This is a genomic window from Rhodovulum visakhapatnamense (genome assembly GCF_004365965.1).
In the GTDB taxonomy this organism is placed as follows: Bacteria; Pseudomonadota; Alphaproteobacteria; order Rhodobacterales; family Rhodobacteraceae; genus Rhodovulum; species Rhodovulum visakhapatnamense.
In genome coordinates this window covers 68,745-85,560 of sequence record NZ_SOEB01000011.1, presented here as the reverse complement: position 1 = coordinate 85,560, position 16,816 = coordinate 68,745, and the positions used below count along the sequence as shown (strand labels likewise).

At 68.8% G+C, this 16,816-nt stretch carries 18 protein-coding genes and 1 pseudogene; 9 read left to right on the top strand and 10 right to left on the bottom strand.

Annotation, left to right across the window (positions count from 1 at the left end):
• Nucleotides 1–102 precede the first annotated feature (102 nt).
• A complete protein-coding gene (gene modD / locus EV657_RS11540) occupies nt 103–939 on the top strand; it encodes a ModD protein (protein ID WP_134077956.1) in 837 nt (278 codons plus the stop codon).
• A gap of 105 nt (nt 940–1,044) precedes the next feature.
• The gene (locus EV657_RS11535; protein ID WP_134077955.1) at nt 1,045–2,544 is read left to right on the top strand and encodes an NnrS family protein; all 1,500 of its coding nucleotides are present in this window, start codon (nt 1,045–1,047) and stop codon (nt 2,542–2,544) included.
• Here EV657_RS11535 and ureG read toward each other — a convergent pair.
• The 10 genes and pseudogenes from ureG to EV657_RS11485 all read right to left on the bottom strand — a co-directional run bounded on the left by ureG (nt 2,541) and on the right by EV657_RS11485 (nt 9,442).
• Nucleotides 2,541–3,164 carry an urease accessory protein UreG gene (gene ureG, locus EV657_RS11530; protein ID WP_075785550.1) on the bottom strand — a complete coding sequence of 208 codons (624 nt, stop codon included), beginning with the start codon at nt 3,162–3,164 and terminating at the stop codon, nt 2,541–2,543. The genes EV657_RS11535 and ureG overlap by 4 nt on opposite strands.
• Complete coding sequence (locus EV657_RS11525; RefSeq protein WP_134077954.1) at nt 3,161–3,805, bottom strand: urease accessory protein UreF; 645 nt, start codon at nt 3,803–3,805, stop codon at nt 3,161–3,163. The genes ureG and EV657_RS11525 overlap by 4 nt, the downstream gene beginning before the upstream one ends.
• Before the next feature lie 298 nt (nt 3,806–4,103).
• Nucleotides 4,104–4,601, bottom strand: a pseudogene (locus EV657_RS22185) (urease accessory protein UreE); the annotation flags it as partial.
• 25 nt (nt 4,602–4,626) lie between these two features.
• On the bottom strand, nt 4,627–4,851 hold the full coding sequence (locus EV657_RS11515; RefSeq protein WP_220086802.1) for a hypothetical protein: 225 nt from the start codon (nt 4,849–4,851) through the stop codon (nt 4,627–4,629).
• Nucleotides 4,852–5,000: 149 nt separating this feature from the next.
• Entirely contained in the window at nt 5,001–6,743 is a 1,743-nt protein-coding gene (ureC, locus tag EV657_RS11510; RefSeq protein WP_134077953.1) for an urease subunit alpha, read from the bottom strand.
• A gap of 128 nt (nt 6,744–6,871) precedes the next feature.
• Nucleotides 6,872–7,234, bottom strand: coding sequence for a lysozyme inhibitor LprI family protein (locus tag EV657_RS11505; RefSeq protein ID WP_207802486.1), 363 nt, complete (start codon nt 7,232–7,234; stop codon nt 6,872–6,874).
• On the bottom strand, nt 7,231–7,887 hold the full coding sequence (locus tag EV657_RS11500) for a hypothetical protein (protein WP_134077952.1): 657 nt from the start codon (nt 7,885–7,887) through the stop codon (nt 7,231–7,233). Before EV657_RS11500 ends, EV657_RS11505 begins: the two co-directional genes overlap by 4 nt.
• Before the next feature lie 42 nt (nt 7,888–7,929).
• Nucleotides 7,930–8,235, bottom strand: a complete 306-nt coding sequence (locus EV657_RS11495; RefSeq protein ID WP_075785544.1) for an urease subunit beta — start codon at nt 8,233–8,235, stop codon at nt 7,930–7,932.
• A gap of 9 nt (nt 8,236–8,244) precedes the next feature.
• On the bottom strand, nt 8,245–8,547 hold the full coding sequence (locus EV657_RS11490) for an urease subunit gamma (protein ID WP_075785543.1): 303 nt from the start codon (nt 8,545–8,547) through the stop codon (nt 8,245–8,247).
• 1 nt (nt 8,548) lies between these two features.
• Nucleotides 8,549–9,442 carry an urease accessory protein UreD gene (locus EV657_RS11485; RefSeq protein WP_081382098.1) on the bottom strand — a complete coding sequence of 298 codons (894 nt, stop codon included), beginning with the start codon at nt 9,440–9,442 and terminating at the stop codon, nt 8,549–8,551.
• Nucleotides 9,443–9,819: 377 nt separating this feature from the next.
• On the opposite strand from EV657_RS11485, the gene urtA reads away from it, so the two are divergent.
• The 7 genes from urtA to EV657_RS11450 all read left to right on the top strand — a co-directional run bounded on the left by urtA (nt 9,820) and on the right by EV657_RS11450 (nt 16,623).
• Nucleotides 9,820–11,097, top strand: a complete 1,278-nt coding sequence (gene urtA, locus EV657_RS11480) for an urea ABC transporter substrate-binding protein (protein WP_113670514.1) — start codon at nt 9,820–9,822, stop codon at nt 11,095–11,097.
• Nucleotides 11,098–11,151: 54 nt separating this feature from the next.
• Nucleotides 11,152–13,173: an urea ABC transporter permease subunit UrtB gene (urtB, locus tag EV657_RS11475; protein ID WP_134077951.1), complete on the top strand. Its 2,022-nt coding sequence runs from the start codon at nt 11,152–11,154 to the stop codon at nt 13,171–13,173.
• A gap of 4 nt (nt 13,174–13,177) precedes the next feature.
• Nucleotides 13,178–13,675: a GNAT family N-acetyltransferase gene (locus EV657_RS11470; protein ID WP_113670512.1), complete on the top strand. Its 498-nt coding sequence runs from the start codon at nt 13,178–13,180 to the stop codon at nt 13,673–13,675.
• Nucleotides 13,672–14,904 (top strand): urea ABC transporter permease subunit UrtC, encoded by a 1,233-nt coding sequence (gene urtC, locus EV657_RS11465; RefSeq protein WP_134077950.1) that lies wholly within the window; start codon nt 13,672–13,674, stop codon nt 14,902–14,904. The genes EV657_RS11470 and urtC overlap by 4 nt, the downstream gene beginning before the upstream one ends.
• On the top strand, nt 14,901–15,641 hold the full coding sequence (urtD, locus tag EV657_RS11460) for an urea ABC transporter ATP-binding protein UrtD (RefSeq protein ID WP_134077949.1): 741 nt from the start codon (nt 14,901–14,903) through the stop codon (nt 15,639–15,641). Before urtC ends, urtD begins: the two co-directional genes overlap by 4 nt.
• Before the next feature lie 3 nt (nt 15,642–15,644).
• Nucleotides 15,645–16,340: an urea ABC transporter ATP-binding subunit UrtE gene (gene urtE / locus EV657_RS11455; RefSeq protein ID WP_134077948.1), complete on the top strand. Its 696-nt coding sequence runs from the start codon at nt 15,645–15,647 to the stop codon at nt 16,338–16,340.
• A 100-nt stretch (nt 16,341–16,440) separates the two neighbouring features.
• Complete coding sequence (locus EV657_RS11450; RefSeq protein ID WP_075785536.1) at nt 16,441–16,623, top strand: hypothetical protein; 183 nt, start codon at nt 16,441–16,443, stop codon at nt 16,621–16,623.
• Nucleotides 16,624–16,816 lie beyond the last annotated feature (193 nt).

Below are 16,816 nucleotides of genomic sequence, written 5' to 3'. Positions count from 1 at the left end.
CCAGCCCCCCGCCGACGCGGCAGAAGGCGGCCGGGCAGGCCCCTCCCCACTCGCGGCCGCGACGCTCCGCCCGGGCGCCCCAAACGAAAGGACCCCATCGCCATGCTGCCGCTCGACGACGCCACCCTGCTTGGCCTTCTGAAGGAAGACGCCCCCTATGGCGATCTGACCACCCGAAGCCTCGGCTTCGGCGCATCCGGGGCCAAACTGACGATGCGCGCACGCGGGCCGATGACCGTCTGCGGCAGCGAAGAGGCCGCGCGGATCTTCGCCCTTCTGGGCGCCCGGGCCGAGATCGCGGCCCCAAGCGGCACAGCGGTCGCGGCAGGCACGCTGCTTGCCGAAGCCACCGGCCCGGCCCTAGCGCTGTTTCTGGGCTGGAAGGTCGCGCAGACCCTGACCGAATGGGCCTCGGGCATAGCCAGCGCCACCGCTGCCCTGGTCGGCGCGGCCCGCGCCGTGACCCCCGGCATCGGCATCGCCTGCACCCGCAAGGCCGTGCCCGGCACCCGCGCGCTGTCGTTGAAGGCGGTCGTGGCGGGCGGCGCCGAGATCCACCGCACCGGGCTGTCGGACACGGTGCTGCTGTTTCCCGAACACCGCGCCTTCGGCGGCCCGGACGCGCTGGCGTCCCAGATCGCCCGGCTGCGCGCCGCCTGCCCCGAGCGCCGCGTGGTGGTCGAGGTCAAGACCCTGACCGAGGCCGAGGCCGCCGCCGAGGCCGGGGCCGATGTGCTTCAGCTAGAGAAATTCACCCCCGACGAGGCTGCCGCCGCCGCCCGCGCGCTGGCGGGCTGGACCGGTTGTCTGGCCGCGGCCGGGGGCATCACTGCCGCCAATGCCGCCGCCTATGCCGCGACCGGCATGCAGGTTCTGGTCACATCCTCGCCCTATTACGCCAAGCCTGCCGATGTTTCGGTCGCCATCGCCCCGGCCTGAGCCTTGGCCTGAGCCTTGGCCTGATCCGGGCCTCTTGCCCCATGCGCCGTGTCGGGCGTAAACCTGAGCGCAAGACTCACCTTTATTCCAGCCGAGGACTCTGCCATGACCGATGCCGTCCCCGAGATCCGGCCCCGCAGGCGCGGCGGCCGGGGCGCGTCCCTGACCGAGATCGCCACAGGGCGGCTTGTCCGCGATGTCTGGCTGTCGCCGCACCGGCCGTTCTTTGCGCTTTCGGCGCTCTGGGCGGTGCTGGCGGTGGTCTGGTGGCGGTTTGGCGACCGGATCGGGCTGCCGGTCCCGGCGCTCGGGACGACGACGCTCTGGCACGCGCATGAAATGACGGTGGGCGTCGGCGGCGCGGCGATGGCGGCCTATTTCCTCACCGCGATGCCCAACTGGACCGGGGCGCGGCGGGTGACCGGGCGGGGGCTGATGGGGCTGGCCGGGCTCTGGGCGCTGGCGCGGCTGGCGGCCGCCCTGGGACAGGTGCTGCCGCTGGCGGTGGTGCTGGCGCCGGGCCTGGCCTTCTATGCGCTGTTCACGGCCGCCTATACCCGCGCCGTGGTCTCGCAAAGGCGCTGGGACCGCTGGGCCATCCCGGCCGCCATCGCCTTTCTGGGGCTGGCCGATGCGGCCTTCCTTGCAACCGCGCTGGGGTATCTGAGCTTTCCGGGCGACGCCGCCATGACCCGGGTGCTGGTGCTGTTCTTCGCGATCAAGGTCTCGATCATCGCAGGCACCATGGCCCCCGCCTTCATCGCGGGCTGGGTCGGGCGCACGGGCGGCCGCCTGCCCGAGGTCGATCCGATGGCCAGCCGCGCGGGGCTTGTCCTGATGCTGGCCGCGATAGCACTGACGCTGGGCGGCGCGGTGACCGCCGGATCGGCGCTGCTGATCGCGGCGGGGGCGGCGCAGCTCTGGCGGATGCGGCACTGGCGGAGCGTCTCGGCCTTCGGCTACGCACCCGCGCTGATGCTGGTGCTGGCCTTCGCCTGGGCGCCCTTGGGACTGGCGCTGACCGGGCTGGCGGCGCTGGTGCCCCTGCCCTGGCGCGAGGCCGACGCGGTGCACGCGCTGATGATGGGCGCGATGTCGGGGCTTGCCTTCTCGATCGCGGCCCGGGCGGCGGCCCGGCGCGCGGGGAGGCTCCTGCGCATCGGTCCGGTCCACAAGGCAGGCTTTGCGCTGATCTGGGGCGCGGTCTGGCTGCGGCTCGCAGCCCCTGCGGTTCCCTCGCTGTACGAGCCGCTTCTCGATGCCACGGCCGTTGCCTTCTGCGCGGGCTGGGGGCTGTTCCTGCTCGGCTATATCCCCAGCCTGCGCGGCCCGGTCATCAACCCGGTCTTCAATGCGGGCGGCCACGGGCATGGGCACGGGCACGGGCACGGGCACGGGCACGGGCACGGGAATGGTCACGGTTGCGGCTGCGGCGGTCATGGTCACGGCGGGCAGGCGCAGGGCGGTTGCGGCGGCCATGGCGGGCAAGCCGGTCGGCAGGGCGGGTGCGGCTGCGGCGGCCATGACCACGGAAACGCGGGCAGCGCCTGCGGCATCGGCCCAAGCCGACGCGCCGGGCCGTTCCGGATGCAGGGCGAGGCCTAGGCCGGTTCGGTCAGACCGCCGATTTCGCACAGCAGCCGGACGATGGCCCCGACGCCCTCGCCCTGTTTCAGCGCGGCAAAAACGGTCGGCTGCGGTCCGCGCATGCGCTTGGCGTCGCGATCCATCACCCCCAGATCGGCGCCGACATAAGGCGCGAGGTCGGTCTTGTTGATGACCAGCAGATCGGACTTGGTAATCGCGGGCCCGCCTTTTCGGGGGATCTCCTCGCCTGCGGCGACGTCGATCACATAGACCGTCACATCGGCCAGCTCGGGGCTGAAGGTCGCCGAAAGATTGTCGCCGCCCGACTCGATCAACACGATTTCCAGATCGGGAAAGCGGGCGGTCAGTTCGGCAATGGCCGCGAGGTTGATCGAGGCATCCTCGCGGATCGCGGTATGCGGACAGCCGCCGGTCTCGACCCCCTTGATCCGGTCCGAGGGCAGCACCTGCATCCGCATCAGCGCCTCGGCATCTTCCTGGGTGTAGATGTCGTTGGTGACAACCGCGATCGAGTGGGTCTTCGAAAAGGCGCGGGCCAGCGCTGCGGTCAGCGTGGTCTTGCCGGCGCCGACGGGGCCGCCGATGCCGATGCGAAGGGGGCCATGCGGGGAAGTCATGTGCGGAAAAGCCTCGAATACTGGGTTTCATGCGTCATCGACGCGATATCGGCCAGGAAACTCGTCCCGGCAAGATCGTCGAGCGTTTCGCTCAGCGCCAGTCCGGCCACCTCTTCGCAGAGCGGCTGCAGCGCGGTCAGGACCCTCTGCCCCTCGGTCTGGCCGATGGGGATCAGACGGATGCCCGCCGAGACGAGGTTTGACACGAACGCCTGCAGATACATCCGCGCGGTCAGCCCGAGCGGCAAATCGTGCAACCGCGCGGCGCGGCCAAGCGCCACCGGATAGGTGAAATCGGGCAGATCGTCCGGCCAGACCGCGGCGGTGACCCGGGCGAAGGCCGCGCCCTGGGCCGTGGTCTCGGTCCGCCGTTCGGCCGAAGGCTGGAAAGCGCAGGCCAGCGCGTCGATCCGGGGCAGGTCCTCGGGCGGCGCCTCATAGGCGGCCCTGAGGAAGATCGTGTCGGACCGCCCGGCACCGAAGCGCAGGATATCGGCCAGCCAGTCCGTCAGCGCGGCGCCGTCCGCGACCGCGCCGGTCGCGACCGCCGATTCCAGCCCGTGGCTATAGGCGAAGGCCCCCACCGGATAGGCGGGCGAAAGCCATTGCGCCAGTCGCAGGATCTGGCCGTCAGTGGCCATGCCCGCAGCAGCCCCCGCCTCCGCAGCCGCCCGTCCTGCGTCCGGACGCGGACCCATGGGGGCCATGATCGTGACCGCCGCAGCCGCAGCCGCCCTGCCCCGACCCGCCGCAGCAGCCTTCGGCCCCATGGTCGTGGTCGGGGTCATGCGCGTGCAGATGGTCCGCCGCCCCGTGGGTATGGTCGTGGGCGTGGCCATGGTCGTGGTGATGGGGGTGATCGTGCCCGTCGCGGTGGTCGTGGTCATGCCCATGATCGTGGTCATGCGCGTGGTGGTGGTCATGCCCGTGGTCATGCCCGTGGTCATGATCGTGCCCGTGGCCTTGGTCGTGCGAATGCCCATGGGCGTCGCCATGGGAATGGCCATGGGTGCGGCCGTGGCCATAGGCGCCGCCTTCGGGCGTGAAGGGCTCGACCACCTCGCGCACGGTCGCGCCGATCCGGCCCAGCATGTCCAGAAGCACGTGATCGCGCTGGATCAAAAGCCGCGCCTCTTCGACCTGGCAGGGCGTGTGACGGTTGCCGATATGCCAGGCGAGCCGGGCCAGATCGGTGCCCGTGACCTCCAGCAAGGGTTCGGCCGCGGCCTTCACGACAATGCCGCGCCCGTCTTCCAGCACGATCAGATCGCCCTCGGCCAGCGAGGTCGTATGGGCCAGATCCAGCAGGAAGGCGAGCCCGCCATCGCTGACCAGCCGCTTGCGGCGCAGGAACCGCGCATCATAGTCAAGCGTCACGCTGTCCGCACCCGCGCCTGCGCCGGGCCGGATCTCAAGCGCCACCGGAAGCCCGCTCATGCCGCCGCCTCCGGTGCGCAATCCCCTAGTTGAAGAGGTCGCGAAAGACATAGCGCGGGATCTCGTCCCGGGTGATGCCAAGCTTGGCCAGCTGCGCGTCGGAACAGGCATTCAGGTTCTGGATCTCCCGCATCCGCGCGCGCCGGAGCCCATAGGGATTCACCCCCAGACCGAGGCCCGCGAAGAACAGGTCCAGCCGTTCCGCCATGCCGCCGGGCACGGACTTGACCGTCATGAATGGAGTCGCCATCGGAAACCTCCGTCTGTGTCCACAGGCATGGTTTCCCCCCTTTCCCCTTAAAATAGGGCTTACATACGGCCCGCCCCAGAGCATTCAATGCCCGGGCGCCCTTATTTTGCTGCATTGCAGCGCAAACCGGCACTTTGATCATTCTCGCCTCAGAACATGAAATAGCGTTGCGCCATCGGCAGCACCTCGGCGGGCGCGCAGGTCAGCAGCTCGCCATCGGCGCGGACCTCGTAGGTCTCGGGGTTCACCTCGACCTTGGGCATCGCGTCGTTCAGTTTCAGGTCGCGCTTGCCGATGCCGCGGGTATGGCGGACCGCGACGGTCTGTTTGGCAAGGCCCAGCTTGCTGCGAATGCCGTCGGCGAGAGCCGCCTCCGAGACGAAGGTGACGGCCGACTGTTCGACCGAGCGGCCATAGGCGCCCCACATCGGCCGCGTATAGACCGGCTGCGGCGTCGGGATCGAGGCATTCGGGTCGCCCATCTGCGCACAGACGATGGTGCCGCCCATCAGCACCATTTCCGGCTTCACCCCGAAGAAGGCGGGGCTCCACAACACCAGATCGGCGCGCTTGCCCTCTTCGATCGACCCGATCTCGTGGCTGATCCCGTGGGCGATGGCCGGGTTGATGGTGTATTTCGCGACATAGCGGCGGACCCGCAGGTTGTCGTTCGCGCCCTGTTCCTCGGCCAGGCGGCCGCGCTGGACCTTCATCTTGTGGGCGGTCTGCCAGGTGCGGATGATCACCTCGCCGACCCGGCCCATGGCCTGGCTGTCGGACGCGATGATCGAGAAGGCGCCCATGTCATGCAGGATGTCCTCGGCGGCGATGGTCTCGCGCCGGATCCGGCTTTCGGCGAAGGCCACATCCTCGGGGATCGATTTGTCGAGATGGTGGCAGACCATCAGCATGTCGAGATGTTCCTCGAGCGTGTTGACCGTGAAGGGCCGCGTCGGATTGGTGGACGAGGGCAGCACGAATTCCTCGCCGCAAACCTTGATGATGTCGGGGGCATGGCCGCCGCCCGCGCCCTCGGTATGGAAGGCGTGGATAGTCCGGCCCTTCATGGCGGCGACGGTGTGTTCGACGAAGCCCGATTCGTTCAGCGTGTCGGTATGGATCATCACCTGCACGTCCATCGCATCGGCGACCGACAGGCAACAGTCGATGGCGGCGGGCGTGGTGCCCCAGTCCTCGTGCAGCTTCAGCGCGCAGGCGCCGGCCTTGATCTGTTCCTCAAGTGCTGCGGGCAGCGAGGCGTTGCCCTTGCCCGCGAAGGCGAGGTTCATCGGGAAGGCATCGGCCGCCTGCAGCATCCGCCCCAGATGCCAGGCGCCCGGGGTGCAGGTGGTGGCCAGCGTCCCATGGGCAGGCCCGGTGCCGCCGCCCAGCATGGTCGTCAGGCCCGAATGCAGCGCATCCTCGATCTGTTGCGGACAGATGTAGTGGATATGGCTGTCGAAGCCGCCCGCGGTCAGGATCTTGCCCTCGCCCGCGATGGCCTCGGTGCCGGGGCCGACGATGATGTCGACGCCGGGCTGGGTGTCGGGATTGCCGGCCTTGCCGATCTTCGCGATCCGGCCATCCCGGAGGCCCACATCGGCCTTGTAGATGCCGGTCCAGTCGAGGATCAGCGCATTGGTGATGACGGTATCGACCGCGCCCTCGGCGCGGGTCGCCTGCGACTGGCCCATGCCGTCGCGAATGACCTTGCCGCCGCCGAACTTGACCTCTTCGCCATAGACCGGCCCGTTACCGGCCGCGCCTGCCCGCTCGGCGATCAGATCGCGTTCGACCTCGATGATCAGGTCGGTATCGGCCAGACGCAGCTTGTCGCCGGTGGTCGGGCCGAACATCGCGGCATAGTCCGCGCGGGAAATCGTGGCAGGCATCTAGAACCTCTTGCGGATGGACAGGGGGGCGGCGCCGGGTGCGCCGCCGGGAACTGGGAAAGAACGCAGACGCCCGCAGTCCCCGGCGCGGCCGCAGCACCGCGCCATGCGCCGGAGAGCGGGGGCGGTCATTGCGGCAACACCCCGCGCAGGTCGGCCGTGCGCCGTTCGGTCAGGCGACGAAGACACTCGGCATGAACCAGCGGCTGGATGCTGCCTCCCTGATACTGGGCGGCTTCGACAGCGCAGGCGGCATCGCGAAAGGCGATCCACTTGCGTTGCGCATCAAGCAGCATCCCGTCGCCGCCCCAGCTGGCCGCCGCCGCCCGGGCCGCAGGCCAGACCGCGTTCAGCTGGGCGTCCGCATTGCGATAGGCCGAGGCGGCACAGTCGTTCATCTCGATCTGGGTATTGCCCGGACAGGCGGCGCCTGCCAGCCCGGGCAGAGCCGCGGCGATCAGCAGGACCGCCACCGCGCCACGCGCCGTCACGATCCGCCCTCGGGCGCATCGCCGCCCGAGGGCGGGGCGGGCGGCGCCGATGGTTTGCGGCGGGCCCGCCCGGGCGTCGCCGGACGCGCGGACCGGGCCGTGCGGGGCGCGGCCGATGCGGGTCTTGAGGCGGGCTTGTCGGCGGGAGCCCCCCCGGATTTCGGCGCGGATTTCGCCGCGGATTTCGGCCCGGATGCGGCGGCGGCCGGGGCGGGCGCGGCCTCCGGTTTCGCCTCGGAGGGCGCCGGCGAACGCTTGGGCGCGGCCTCGGGTGCGGCGGGCGCGAAGGCCGTCACGGTGGCGGCCTCGGCGGGCTGCGGCGCAGGTTCGGGCGCAGGTTCGGGCGCAGGTTCGGGCGCAGGCCTTGCGGGTGCGAGCTTGGCCGTGGCTGCCGGACCCGACATGGCCGCCGGAGCGGTCTCGGACGCCACCCCGGCATCGAGCGGCATCTCATCGACGCTGTCGGCCGCGCTGAGCCCCGAATCCGCGGTCAGTGGGTCGAACCCGCTGGTCCGCATCATCATCGCCAGCCAGGGGTTGGCGCGCAGCATCATGTCGGTGGCGGCCTGATAAAGGCGCATCTGCTGATCGAACATCACAGTCGCCGCCAGGAACGGATTGGCGGCGGAAAAGGCCGGGGATGTGAAAGTCATCGCAACACTTCCTTCTGATGGGGCGTTCGATGCGGGCGCGTCTCAAAGGGCGCCCATCACCTTCTGATTGAAGCCAAAGATGCGCCGCTGTCCCGAGATCGGGATCAGCCGCACCTCCCGGCGCTGGCCGGGCTCGAACCGAACCGCGGTGCCCGCGGCGATATCGAGCCGCAGGCCCCGCGCGGCGTCCCGGTCGAAATCGAGCGCGGGGTTGGTCTCGGCGAAATGATAGTGGCTGCCGACCTGGACCGGCCGGTCGCCGGTATTCGCCACCATCAGGGTGAGCGACTCGCGGCCGTCATTCAAGGTCAGCTCGCCTTCGGCGGGAAAAATCTCTCCGGGGATCATCGGCGCACCTCAGCGGATCGGGTTGTGGACGGTGACAAGCTTGGTGCCATCGGGGAAAGTGGCCTCGACCTGCACCTCGTGGATCATCTCGGGCACGCCTTCCATGCATTGATCCCGAGTCACGACCTGGGCGCCCGCCTCCATCATGTCGGCGACCGAGCGGCCGTCGCGGGCGCCTTCGACCACGGCATCGGTGATCAGGGCGATCGCCTCGGGATGGTTCAGCTTGACGCCGCGCGCCAGGCGCTTGCGCGCGACCTCGGCGGCCATGGCGATCAGAAGCTTGTCTTTTTCGCGGGGTGTCAGTTGCATGTCAGGTCATCCATGATCTTGGCAGGGCTTCGGTCAGGCGCGTCAGCACCGGGATCAGCACCTTGCGCATGTGGTAACTGTCGGGCGCCAGCAGACGCAATGCCAATACATCCTCGGCCAGCAGGCTGGCGCCGCCGGTTGCGGGCAGCAGCGCGCGGATCGGCGCCAGATGCGCCGCCGCCTCGGGCGCGACCAGAACGAGGCTGGCCAGCGCCCCGGCCCCCGCCGCGACCGCCGGACGGGCCAGCTGCGCGGCCACATCGCCCTCGAAGCGCAGCGCATCGAGATAAAGCGGCACGCCATCCCGCCGGATCTCGATCCGGTCGCGGAAGCGCGCGGCACGCAGGGTCTCGCCCATCGCGGCGCGGCCGAAGACCAGCGGCTCGACCAGCAAAAGCCGGGCGCCGGGGGCAAGATCGGCGACAAGGCTCCGGTCCAGACAGCAGCCCTCGAACAGGATCGTTTCCTGCGGCAGCCAGTCGAGCCGCGCGCCCGCGGCGACCGTCAGCCGGTTCGCGACCCACCCGGTCTCGCCCGGCTGGGCGCGATAGCCGCGCTCGGCCGCCTGGGTGGTGACGCGCAGATGGCTGCCCGCCCCGGCCTCGAGTGTGCAGGAAAACCGGTCGCCGCCGGTGATCCCGCCCGCGGTGTTGACCAGCACCGCGTCAAGCGGCGGGCCGCCGGGCAAGGGCGCCGGGCGCGGAAACACCGCCTTGAAGGCCCCGCTTTGCCGTAGCCCGGCCAGGACCGATCCGCGCGGGCCGGGCTTGGACGACAGCCGCACCTCGCCCTGGGCGCGCGGCTGGGACGGCGCGCAAGGCGCGGAGGCCGACGCGAAGCCCGCGGCCGATGGGTCATGAAAGGCGATGTCCCTGCCCCTTCCCGAAGCGTGCATCCTGTCCGCCCGGTTTTTCCCGCATCCCCGCCCGCTCTGCACGGATTTTCGGCGCGAGCCAAGGAGGCGGATATTGTTAAGCCCAAAATTTAATCACCAACTTCGATAGAGCCCGTTTCCTGGGCTGTTCTCCACGTCCACCGGGGAATTCTCCGCCCGGCCCCGGGGTCGCGATTGCGAGTCCGCCTGCCCGAGGAAAACCTTCGCTCGCCCACACCGGCGACCGGGGTCGATCGAGGCGGGTGTGCGGCGGCCTGGGGGACGGACAGACCGAAGGCGCCGCGCGGGACGCAACAACAGAGGTGGCGATCAGGCCAGAGCCGCCCGCGCGTCAGGCGCAGGGCCGGGCGCGGGCCGGGGACGTCCGGAGGTAGACCATGACATCCATGAAGAAAATCCTGCTTGGCGCGGTCGCGGCCAGCGCGTTCTCGCTGCCCGCCTGGGCCCAGGACACGATCAAGGTGGGCGTGCTGCATTCGCTGTCGGGGACGATGGCGATTTCGGAAACGACGCTGAAGGACACGGTCCTGATGATGATCGACGAACAGAACGCCAAGGGCGGGCTGCTGGGCAAGCAGCTTGAGGCGGTCGTGGTCGACCCGGCCTCCGACTGGCCGCTGTTCGCCGAAAAGGCGCGCGAGCTGCTGACGGTGCAGGATGTCGACGTGATCTTCGGCTGCTGGACCTCGGTCAGCCGCAAATCGGTGCTGCCGGTGATCGAGGAACTGAACGGGCTGCTGTTCTATCCGGTGCAGTACGAGGGCGAGGAAAGCTCGAAGAACGTCTTCTATACCGGCGCCGCGCCGAACCAGCAGGCGATCCCCGCGACCGACTATTTCCTCGACGAGCTGGGGGTCGAGAAATTCGCGCTTCTGGGCACCGACTATGTCTATCCGCGCACCACGAACAACATCCTGCAGGCCTATCTGAAATCGAAGGGAATCCCGGAAAGCGACATCTTCATCAACTACACCCCCTTCGGCCATTCCGACTGGTCGAAGATCGTCTCGGACGTCAAGGCGCTGGGCGCCGACGGCAAGAAGGTCGGCGTGATCTCGACCATCAACGGCGATGCCAATATCGGCTTCTACAAGGAACTGGCGGCGCAGGGCATCTCGGCCGAGGACATCCCCGTGGTGGCCTTCTCGGTCGGCGAGGAGGAACTGTCGGGCCTCGACACCTCGAACCTGGTCGGCCACCTCGCGGCCTGGAACTACTTCGAATCCGCCGAGTCGCCTGAAAACGAGGCCTTCGTGGCCAAGTGGAAGGAACGGATGGGTCAGGACCGGGTGACCAACGACCCGATGGAAGCGACCTATATCGGCTTCAACATGTGGGTGGATGCGGTCGAAGAGGCCGGGACCACCGACGTCGGCGCGGTCTCGGACGCGATGATCGGGCAGACCCATCCCAACCTCACCGGCTCGACCGCCGAGATGCTGCCGAACCACCACCTGACCAAACCGGTGCTGATCGGCGAGATCCGCGCCGACGGCCAGTTCGACATCATCAGCGAGACCGATCCGGTGCCGGGCGACGCCTGGACCGACTACCTGCCGGAATCGGCGGTCCTGACCTCGGACTGGAAGGACCTCGACTGCGGCATGTACAACACCGAAACCAAGACCTGCGTGCAGATCAAGTCGAACTACTGATCCGGACCGGGGGCGGGCCTGTCCGCCCCCCTTCCTCTCCGAGCAGGGTCCCCCATGCGCCTTTTCTCCGTCTTTTTCGCCTGCCTTGTGGTGGTTTCGGTGGTTTTCGCGGCTCTGGACGCGGGACCCGCGCTGGCGCAGTCCGGCCCGGTCGGGGCCGAGGTCGAATCTGGCCCGGACCAGACCAGCCCGATCCAGAGCATTCTTCAGGAAAACCGAGAACTTATCGAGAAAAGTTCGCGCAGAACCATAGGACCCGCCATCGCGGCGCTGCGCGACAGCGGCCTGCCCGCCGCCCAGAGCGTGCTGGAGAAATGGCAGGACAAGGCGCTTTACCAGCGCAAGTCCGACGGGCTGTTCTTCTTTGCCGAGCCCGCGGACGGCGGCACTCTTCGGCTGATCGACATCGCGACCGGCGAGGCGACCGGCGAGGCCGCGCGCGACGAGGTCGACCAGCTCAAGCCCAACAGCGGCATCCGCGGGCTGATCGGCGCGGCGCTGGTGCAGTTCCAGCTGTCCGATCCCGACCCGGCGCGGCGCGCGGCGGCGCTCGATGCCATCGGGCGGGACGCCGAGCCCGATCATCTGCAGGCGCTGCGCGGCGCCATCGCGTCCGAGACCGATCCGGGGCTGAAGGCCCGCAAGGCGCGGCTCGAACGGCTGCTGACCATCGCCTACGATCCCGACCCCGCGGCGCGTATCGCGGCCATCGACAGCTTCGCGGGCGATCTGGGCGTCGACGTGCGCGCCGCGCTGAACCCGCTGGTCGCCACCACCCGCGCGGTCGCCCCCGGCACGCCGCCCGAGGGCGAGAATGTCGCCCGCCGCCTGACCCCCGGCAGCGACGCCCTGCCCGAGGCCGAGGCCTACCGTCTGCTGGTCGCGGCCGGTCTGGCCCGGCCCCGCATCAGCCCCGCCGACAAGCGCAACGCGCTGGCGGCCCATATCGAGAACGGCACCGTCGCGGGCATTCCGCTGGAAGACCTGAACAGCGACGAGGCCCGCGACCGTGCCTATGCGGCGCTTGCGGCCCGGGGCCTCGTGCCGCCCACCGCCACCGCCCAAGGGGTGCAGGCGGCTCTTGACGCCCACAGCTTCTACGACCGCTATGCCGAACCCGACCCGGCGGTGACCGCGGCGGCCGAGGACGCGCTGGACGCCATCGCCTTCAAGGTGGGGCTGAACCAGGTCGCCGATCTTTCGCTCGACGCGCTGTCGCTGGCCTCGATCTATTTCCTTGCCGCCATCGGGCTGGCCATCACCTTCGGGGTGATGGGGGTGATCAACATGGCCCATGGCGAATTCATCATGATGGGCGCCTATACCGGCTATGTGGTCCAGCAGATCGTGCCGAACTACACCGTCTCGATCCTGATCGCGCTGCCGCTGGCCTTTGCCGTCACCTTCGCGGCCGGCGTCGCGATGGAGCGACTGGTGATCCGCTGGCTCTACAACCGGCCGCTGGAAACGCTGCTTGCAACCTTCGGCATCTCGATCGCGCTGCAGCAATTGGCCAAGAACATCTTCGGCACCCAGGCCCGGCCGCTGACCTCGCCCTCCTGGCTCGACGGCGCGCTGCAACTCAACGACGTGGTCTCGATCAGCTATATCCGGATCGCGATCTTCGTGCTGGCGCTTCTGTTCCTCGCGCTCTTCGTCTTCATCATGCGCCGGACCCGGCTCGGGCTCGAGGTGCGCGCGGTGACCCAGAACCCGCGCATGGCGGCCTCGATGGGGATCAATCCCGACCGCATCAACATGCTGACCTTCGGACTGGGATCGGGGATCGCGGGCGTCGCGGGCGTCGCCATCGGGCTTTACGCCAAGGTCACCTCGGAACTGGGGCAGGACTATATCGTGCAGAGCTTCATGACCGTCGTGGTGGGCGGCGTCGGCAACATCTGGGGCACGCTGCTGGGCGCCACGCTGATCGGTTTCCTGCAGAAGGGCATCGAGTGGCTGAACCCCAGCAACACGCTGGCCGCCCAGACCTACATGATCCTTTTCATCATCCTCTTCATCCAGGTCCGGCCGCGCGGCATCATCGCGCTGCGGGGCCGCGCGGCAGGAGACTGACACCATGGCCCTTCGCATCGCTCTGGCCGACCTGTGCGACCCGGCGATCCGCGGCCTTCTGGCCACCCATGCCGCGTTCTGCGCGGCGACGAGCCCGCCTGAAAGCTGTCATTTCCTGCCCCTCGAGGGGCTCGACGTCCCCGAGGTCACGGTCTGGGCCGCCTGGGACGGCCCCGAGCTTGCAGGCATCGGCGCGCTGAAGGCGCTCTCGCCCGAAGCGGGCGAGATCAAGTCGATGCACACCGCCGCCGCCCACCGCGGGCAAGGGGTCGGCGCGGCGCTGCTGGCCGCGATCCAGACCGAGGCCCGGGCCCGGGGCTATCTCTCGCTCTGGCTGGAAACCGGCGCGACCGCGCCCTTCGCGGCGGCCCGCGCGCTTTACGAACGGCAGGGCTTCCATCCCTGCGGCCCGTTCGGCGCCTACCGGCTCGACCCGCACAGCGCCTATTACACCAAGTCCCTCGCCCCGAAATCCGTCACCCCGATGGAGGCACGCGCATGAAAGACAGCCTCTTCGCCCGAAATCCCTCGGTGCTGATCTTCCTCGGGCTGCTTGCGGCGTTCGTGGCCGCCGTCACGGTCCTTGGCGAGGGCGTCGGCATGGGCCTGATCTCGACCAGCTTCGTCAAGACGCTGGGCAAGACGCTGTGCCTGTGCCTGATCGCCATCGCGATGGATCTGGTCTGGGGCTATACCGGCATCCTGTCGCTTGGCCATTTCGCCTTCTTCGGCCTTGGCGGCTACATGATCGGCATGTGGCTGATGTATGCCCGGACCGAAACCATCGTCGCCGCCTCGCTGGCCCAGGCCGAAATCCCGCCCACGCCGCAGGAAATCCGCGACGCCATCGGCACCCAGATCTTCGGCGTGGTCGGCGGGTCCGACTTCCCGGCGATCTGGGCCTTCGCCCATTCGCTGCCGCTGCAACTGGCCCTTGTGGTGCTGGTGCCGGGTCTGCTGGCGCTGGTCTTCGGCTGGCTCGCCTTCCGAAGCCGCGTGACAGGCGTCTATCTGTCGATCCTGACCCAGGCGATGACGCTGGCGCTGTCGCTGTATCTGTTCCAGAACGACAGCGGGCTGCGCGGCAATAACGGCCTCTCGGGGCTGCAGAACATCCCCGGTGCGGCGGATGTGCCGCAATCGCTGCTGTCGATCTGGTTCTTCTGGGGGTCGGCCGCCGCACTGGCGCTGGGCTACGTGATCGCGGCCTTCGTCGTCTCGGGCAAGTTCGGCTCGGTGATCCGGGGCATCCGCGACGACGAGGCCCGGGTGCGGTTCCTTGGCTATTCGGTCGAGTCCTACAAGCTGTTCGTCTTCACCCTGACGGCGGTGATCGCGGGCATCGCGGGCGCGCTGTACTATCCGCAGGCGGGCATCATCAACCCCGCCGAAATGGCGCCCATCGCCTCGATCTACCTGGCGGTCTGGGTCGCCATCGGCGGGCGCGGGCGGCTTTACGGGGCCGTGATCGGCGCGGGCGTCGTGTCGCTTCTGTCGACCTGGTTCACCGGCGGGCAGGTGCCCGACCTGCCGCTGGGGATCTACACGATCAAATGGGTCGACTGGTGGCAGGTGCTGCTGGGCCTCGGCTTCGTTCTGGTCACGCTGTTCGCACCGAAGGGCATCGGCGGGCTTTTCGATCTGGTCTCGGGCCGCCGCGCGCCCGCGCGCCATGGCGCCGATCTTGGCCCCGATACCGGGTCGTTCCGCGAGAAGGAGGCCGAGCAATGACCGCCCTTCTCGAGGTCTCGGGCGTCTCGGTCAGTTTCGACGGGTTCCGCGCCATCAACAACCTCTCGTTCGAGATCGGTCATGCCGAGCTGCGCGCCATCATCGGCCCCAATGGTGCCGGCAAGACCACCTTCATGGACATCGTCACCGGCAAGACCCGCCCCGACAGCGGCCGGGTGCTCTGGGGCGAACGCTCGGTCTCGCTTCTGAAGATGAGCGAAAGCCAGATCGCCCGCGCGGGCGTGGGCCGCAAATTCCAGCGCCCGACCGTGTTCGAGGACCAGTCGGTCTTCGACAACCTGCTGATGGCGCTGCGGAAGGACCGCGCGCCCTGGAAGGTGCTGGCCTATCGCCAGAGCGCCGAGGACCGCGCCCGGGTGGCCGAGCTGGCCGACGAAATCGGCCTTGGCGACCAGCTTCACCGCAAGTCGGGCGAACTGAGCCACGGCCAGAAGCAATGGCTGGAAATCGGCATGCTGCTGGCGCAGGAGCCGCGGCTGCTGCTGGTCGACGAGCCCGCCGCCGGGATGACCCTGGCAGAGCGCGAGCATACCACCGACCTTCTGAAAGAGGCCGCGAAGACCCGCGCCGTGGTGGTCGTCGAACATGACATGGACTTCGTGCGGCGGCTCGACTGCAAGGTGACGGTGCTGCATGAGGGGTCGGTCCTGGCCGAGGGCAGTCTCGACCATGTCACCAAGAACCAGCAGGTGATCGATGTCTATCTGGGGCGCTGAGCGATGCTGAAAACAACCGGCCTGACGCTGCATTACGGCGGCTCGCAGATCCTGCACGGGGTCGATATCGAGGCCCGCGCGGGCGAGGTGACCTGCGTCATGGGCACCAATGGCGTGGGCAAGACCAGCCTGCTGAAGGCCATTTCGGGCACCCATCCGCGCTCGGGCGGCCGGATCGAGCTGGACGGCGCCGCCGTCGGCCGGGTTACGGCCCAGGGCATGGCCCATCGCGGCGTGGGCTACGTGCCGCAGGGGCGGATGATCTTCCCGCTGCTGACCGTGCGCGAGAATCTGGAAACCGGGTTCGCCTGCCTGCCCCGCCCCGACCGCGTCGTGCCGGACGAGATCTATGAACTCTTCCCGGTGCTCGGGGACATGGCGCACCGGCGCGGCGGCGATCTGTCGGGCGGCCAGCAACAGCAACTGGCCATCGCCCGGGCGATGATCACCAAGCCCAAGCTTCTGTTGCTGGACGAACCGACCGAGGGCATCCAGCCCAACATCATCCAGCAGATCGGCCGGGTGATCGAATACCTGCGCGACCAGGGCCGGATGGCCATCGTGCTGGTCGAGCAGTATTTCGAATTCGCCTATGGCCTTGCCGACCGCTTCTACGTGATGGAGCGCGGCGCGGTCACGCTGTCGGGCCCCAAGGCCGAGTTGGAAAAGGACCGCCTGATCCGCGCCGTCTCGGTCTGAGACCGGCGGCCCCGCACCGAAAACGCCCCGACCCCGCCCTATTTTCGCCCCGAGTCCCACCTTTTCTGTGACAATCGCCGCAGGGGAAAGGGAAACGGGCATGCTGGGTCTGGTCTTTGTCGGAATGGCCGTCGGGTATGCCTGCGCGGGACTGGCCCTTCTGCTGACGCAGTCCTGGCTGGTGGCCCTCGCGACCCTCTCGCTGACCGGAACCATCGCGGTGTTGGCGGCGGCAGCCCGCCTGTGGATTTCGGACGAGCCCCCGGCCCCGGTCGCGGGCTGAGGCTTTTTCTCCCCCCCCCCTCGGCGCCCAAGCGGACCTGCGCATGATCGGGGGGGGCGCCACGCGCGGCGCGAAGTGTGGCACACCGCCCCGAACCGGCCCGAAAAACGTTTCGAATGCGACCGAACCAGAGCCGTTAAGGATCTTGTTAGGGGTTCGCTTCGTAGACCGTATCCGAGGGCACCCCATGCCC

Coding starts and splice junctions, on each gene's coding strand:
- modD (WP_134077956.1), top strand. CDS start 103: ATGCTGCCGCTCGACGACGCCACCCTGCTTGGCCTTCTGAAGGAAGAC.
- EV657_RS11535 (WP_134077955.1), top strand. CDS start 1,045: ATGACCGATGCCGTCCCCGAGATCCGGCCCCGCAGGCGCGGCGGCCGG.
- ureG (WP_075785550.1), bottom strand. CDS start 3,164: ATGACTTCCCCGCATGGCCCCCTTCGCATCGGCATCGGCGGCCCCGTC.
- EV657_RS11525 (WP_134077954.1), bottom strand. CDS start 3,805: ATGGCCACTGACGGCCAGATCCTGCGACTGGCGCAATGGCTTTCGCCC.
- EV657_RS11515 (WP_220086802.1), bottom strand. CDS start 4,851: ATGGCGACTCCATTCATGACGGTCAAGTCCGTGCCCGGCGGCATGGCG.
- ureC (WP_134077953.1), bottom strand. CDS start 6,743: ATGCCTGCCACGATTTCCCGCGCGGACTATGCCGCGATGTTCGGCCCG.
- EV657_RS11500 (WP_134077952.1), bottom strand. CDS start 7,887: ATGACTTTCACATCCCCGGCCTTTTCCGCCGCCAATCCGTTCCTGGCG.
- EV657_RS11495 (WP_075785544.1), bottom strand. CDS start 8,235: ATGATCCCCGGAGAGATTTTTCCCGCCGAAGGCGAGCTGACCTTGAAT.
- EV657_RS11490 (WP_075785543.1), bottom strand. CDS start 8,547: ATGCAACTGACACCCCGCGAAAAAGACAAGCTTCTGATCGCCATGGCC.
- EV657_RS11485 (WP_081382098.1), bottom strand. CDS start 9,442: ATGCACGCTTCGGGAAGGGGCAGGGACATCGCCTTTCATGACCCATCG.
- urtA (WP_113670514.1), top strand. CDS start 9,820: ATGACATCCATGAAGAAAATCCTGCTTGGCGCGGTCGCGGCCAGCGCG.
- urtB (WP_134077951.1), top strand. CDS start 11,152: ATGCGCCTTTTCTCCGTCTTTTTCGCCTGCCTTGTGGTGGTTTCGGTG.
- EV657_RS11470 (WP_113670512.1), top strand. CDS start 13,178: ATGGCCCTTCGCATCGCTCTGGCCGACCTGTGCGACCCGGCGATCCGC.
- urtC (WP_134077950.1), top strand. CDS start 13,672: ATGAAAGACAGCCTCTTCGCCCGAAATCCCTCGGTGCTGATCTTCCTC.
- urtD (WP_134077949.1), top strand. CDS start 14,901: ATGACCGCCCTTCTCGAGGTCTCGGGCGTCTCGGTCAGTTTCGACGGG.
- urtE (WP_134077948.1), top strand. CDS start 15,645: ATGCTGAAAACAACCGGCCTGACGCTGCATTACGGCGGCTCGCAGATC.
- EV657_RS11450 (WP_075785536.1), top strand. CDS start 16,441: ATGCTGGGTCTGGTCTTTGTCGGAATGGCCGTCGGGTATGCCTGCGCG.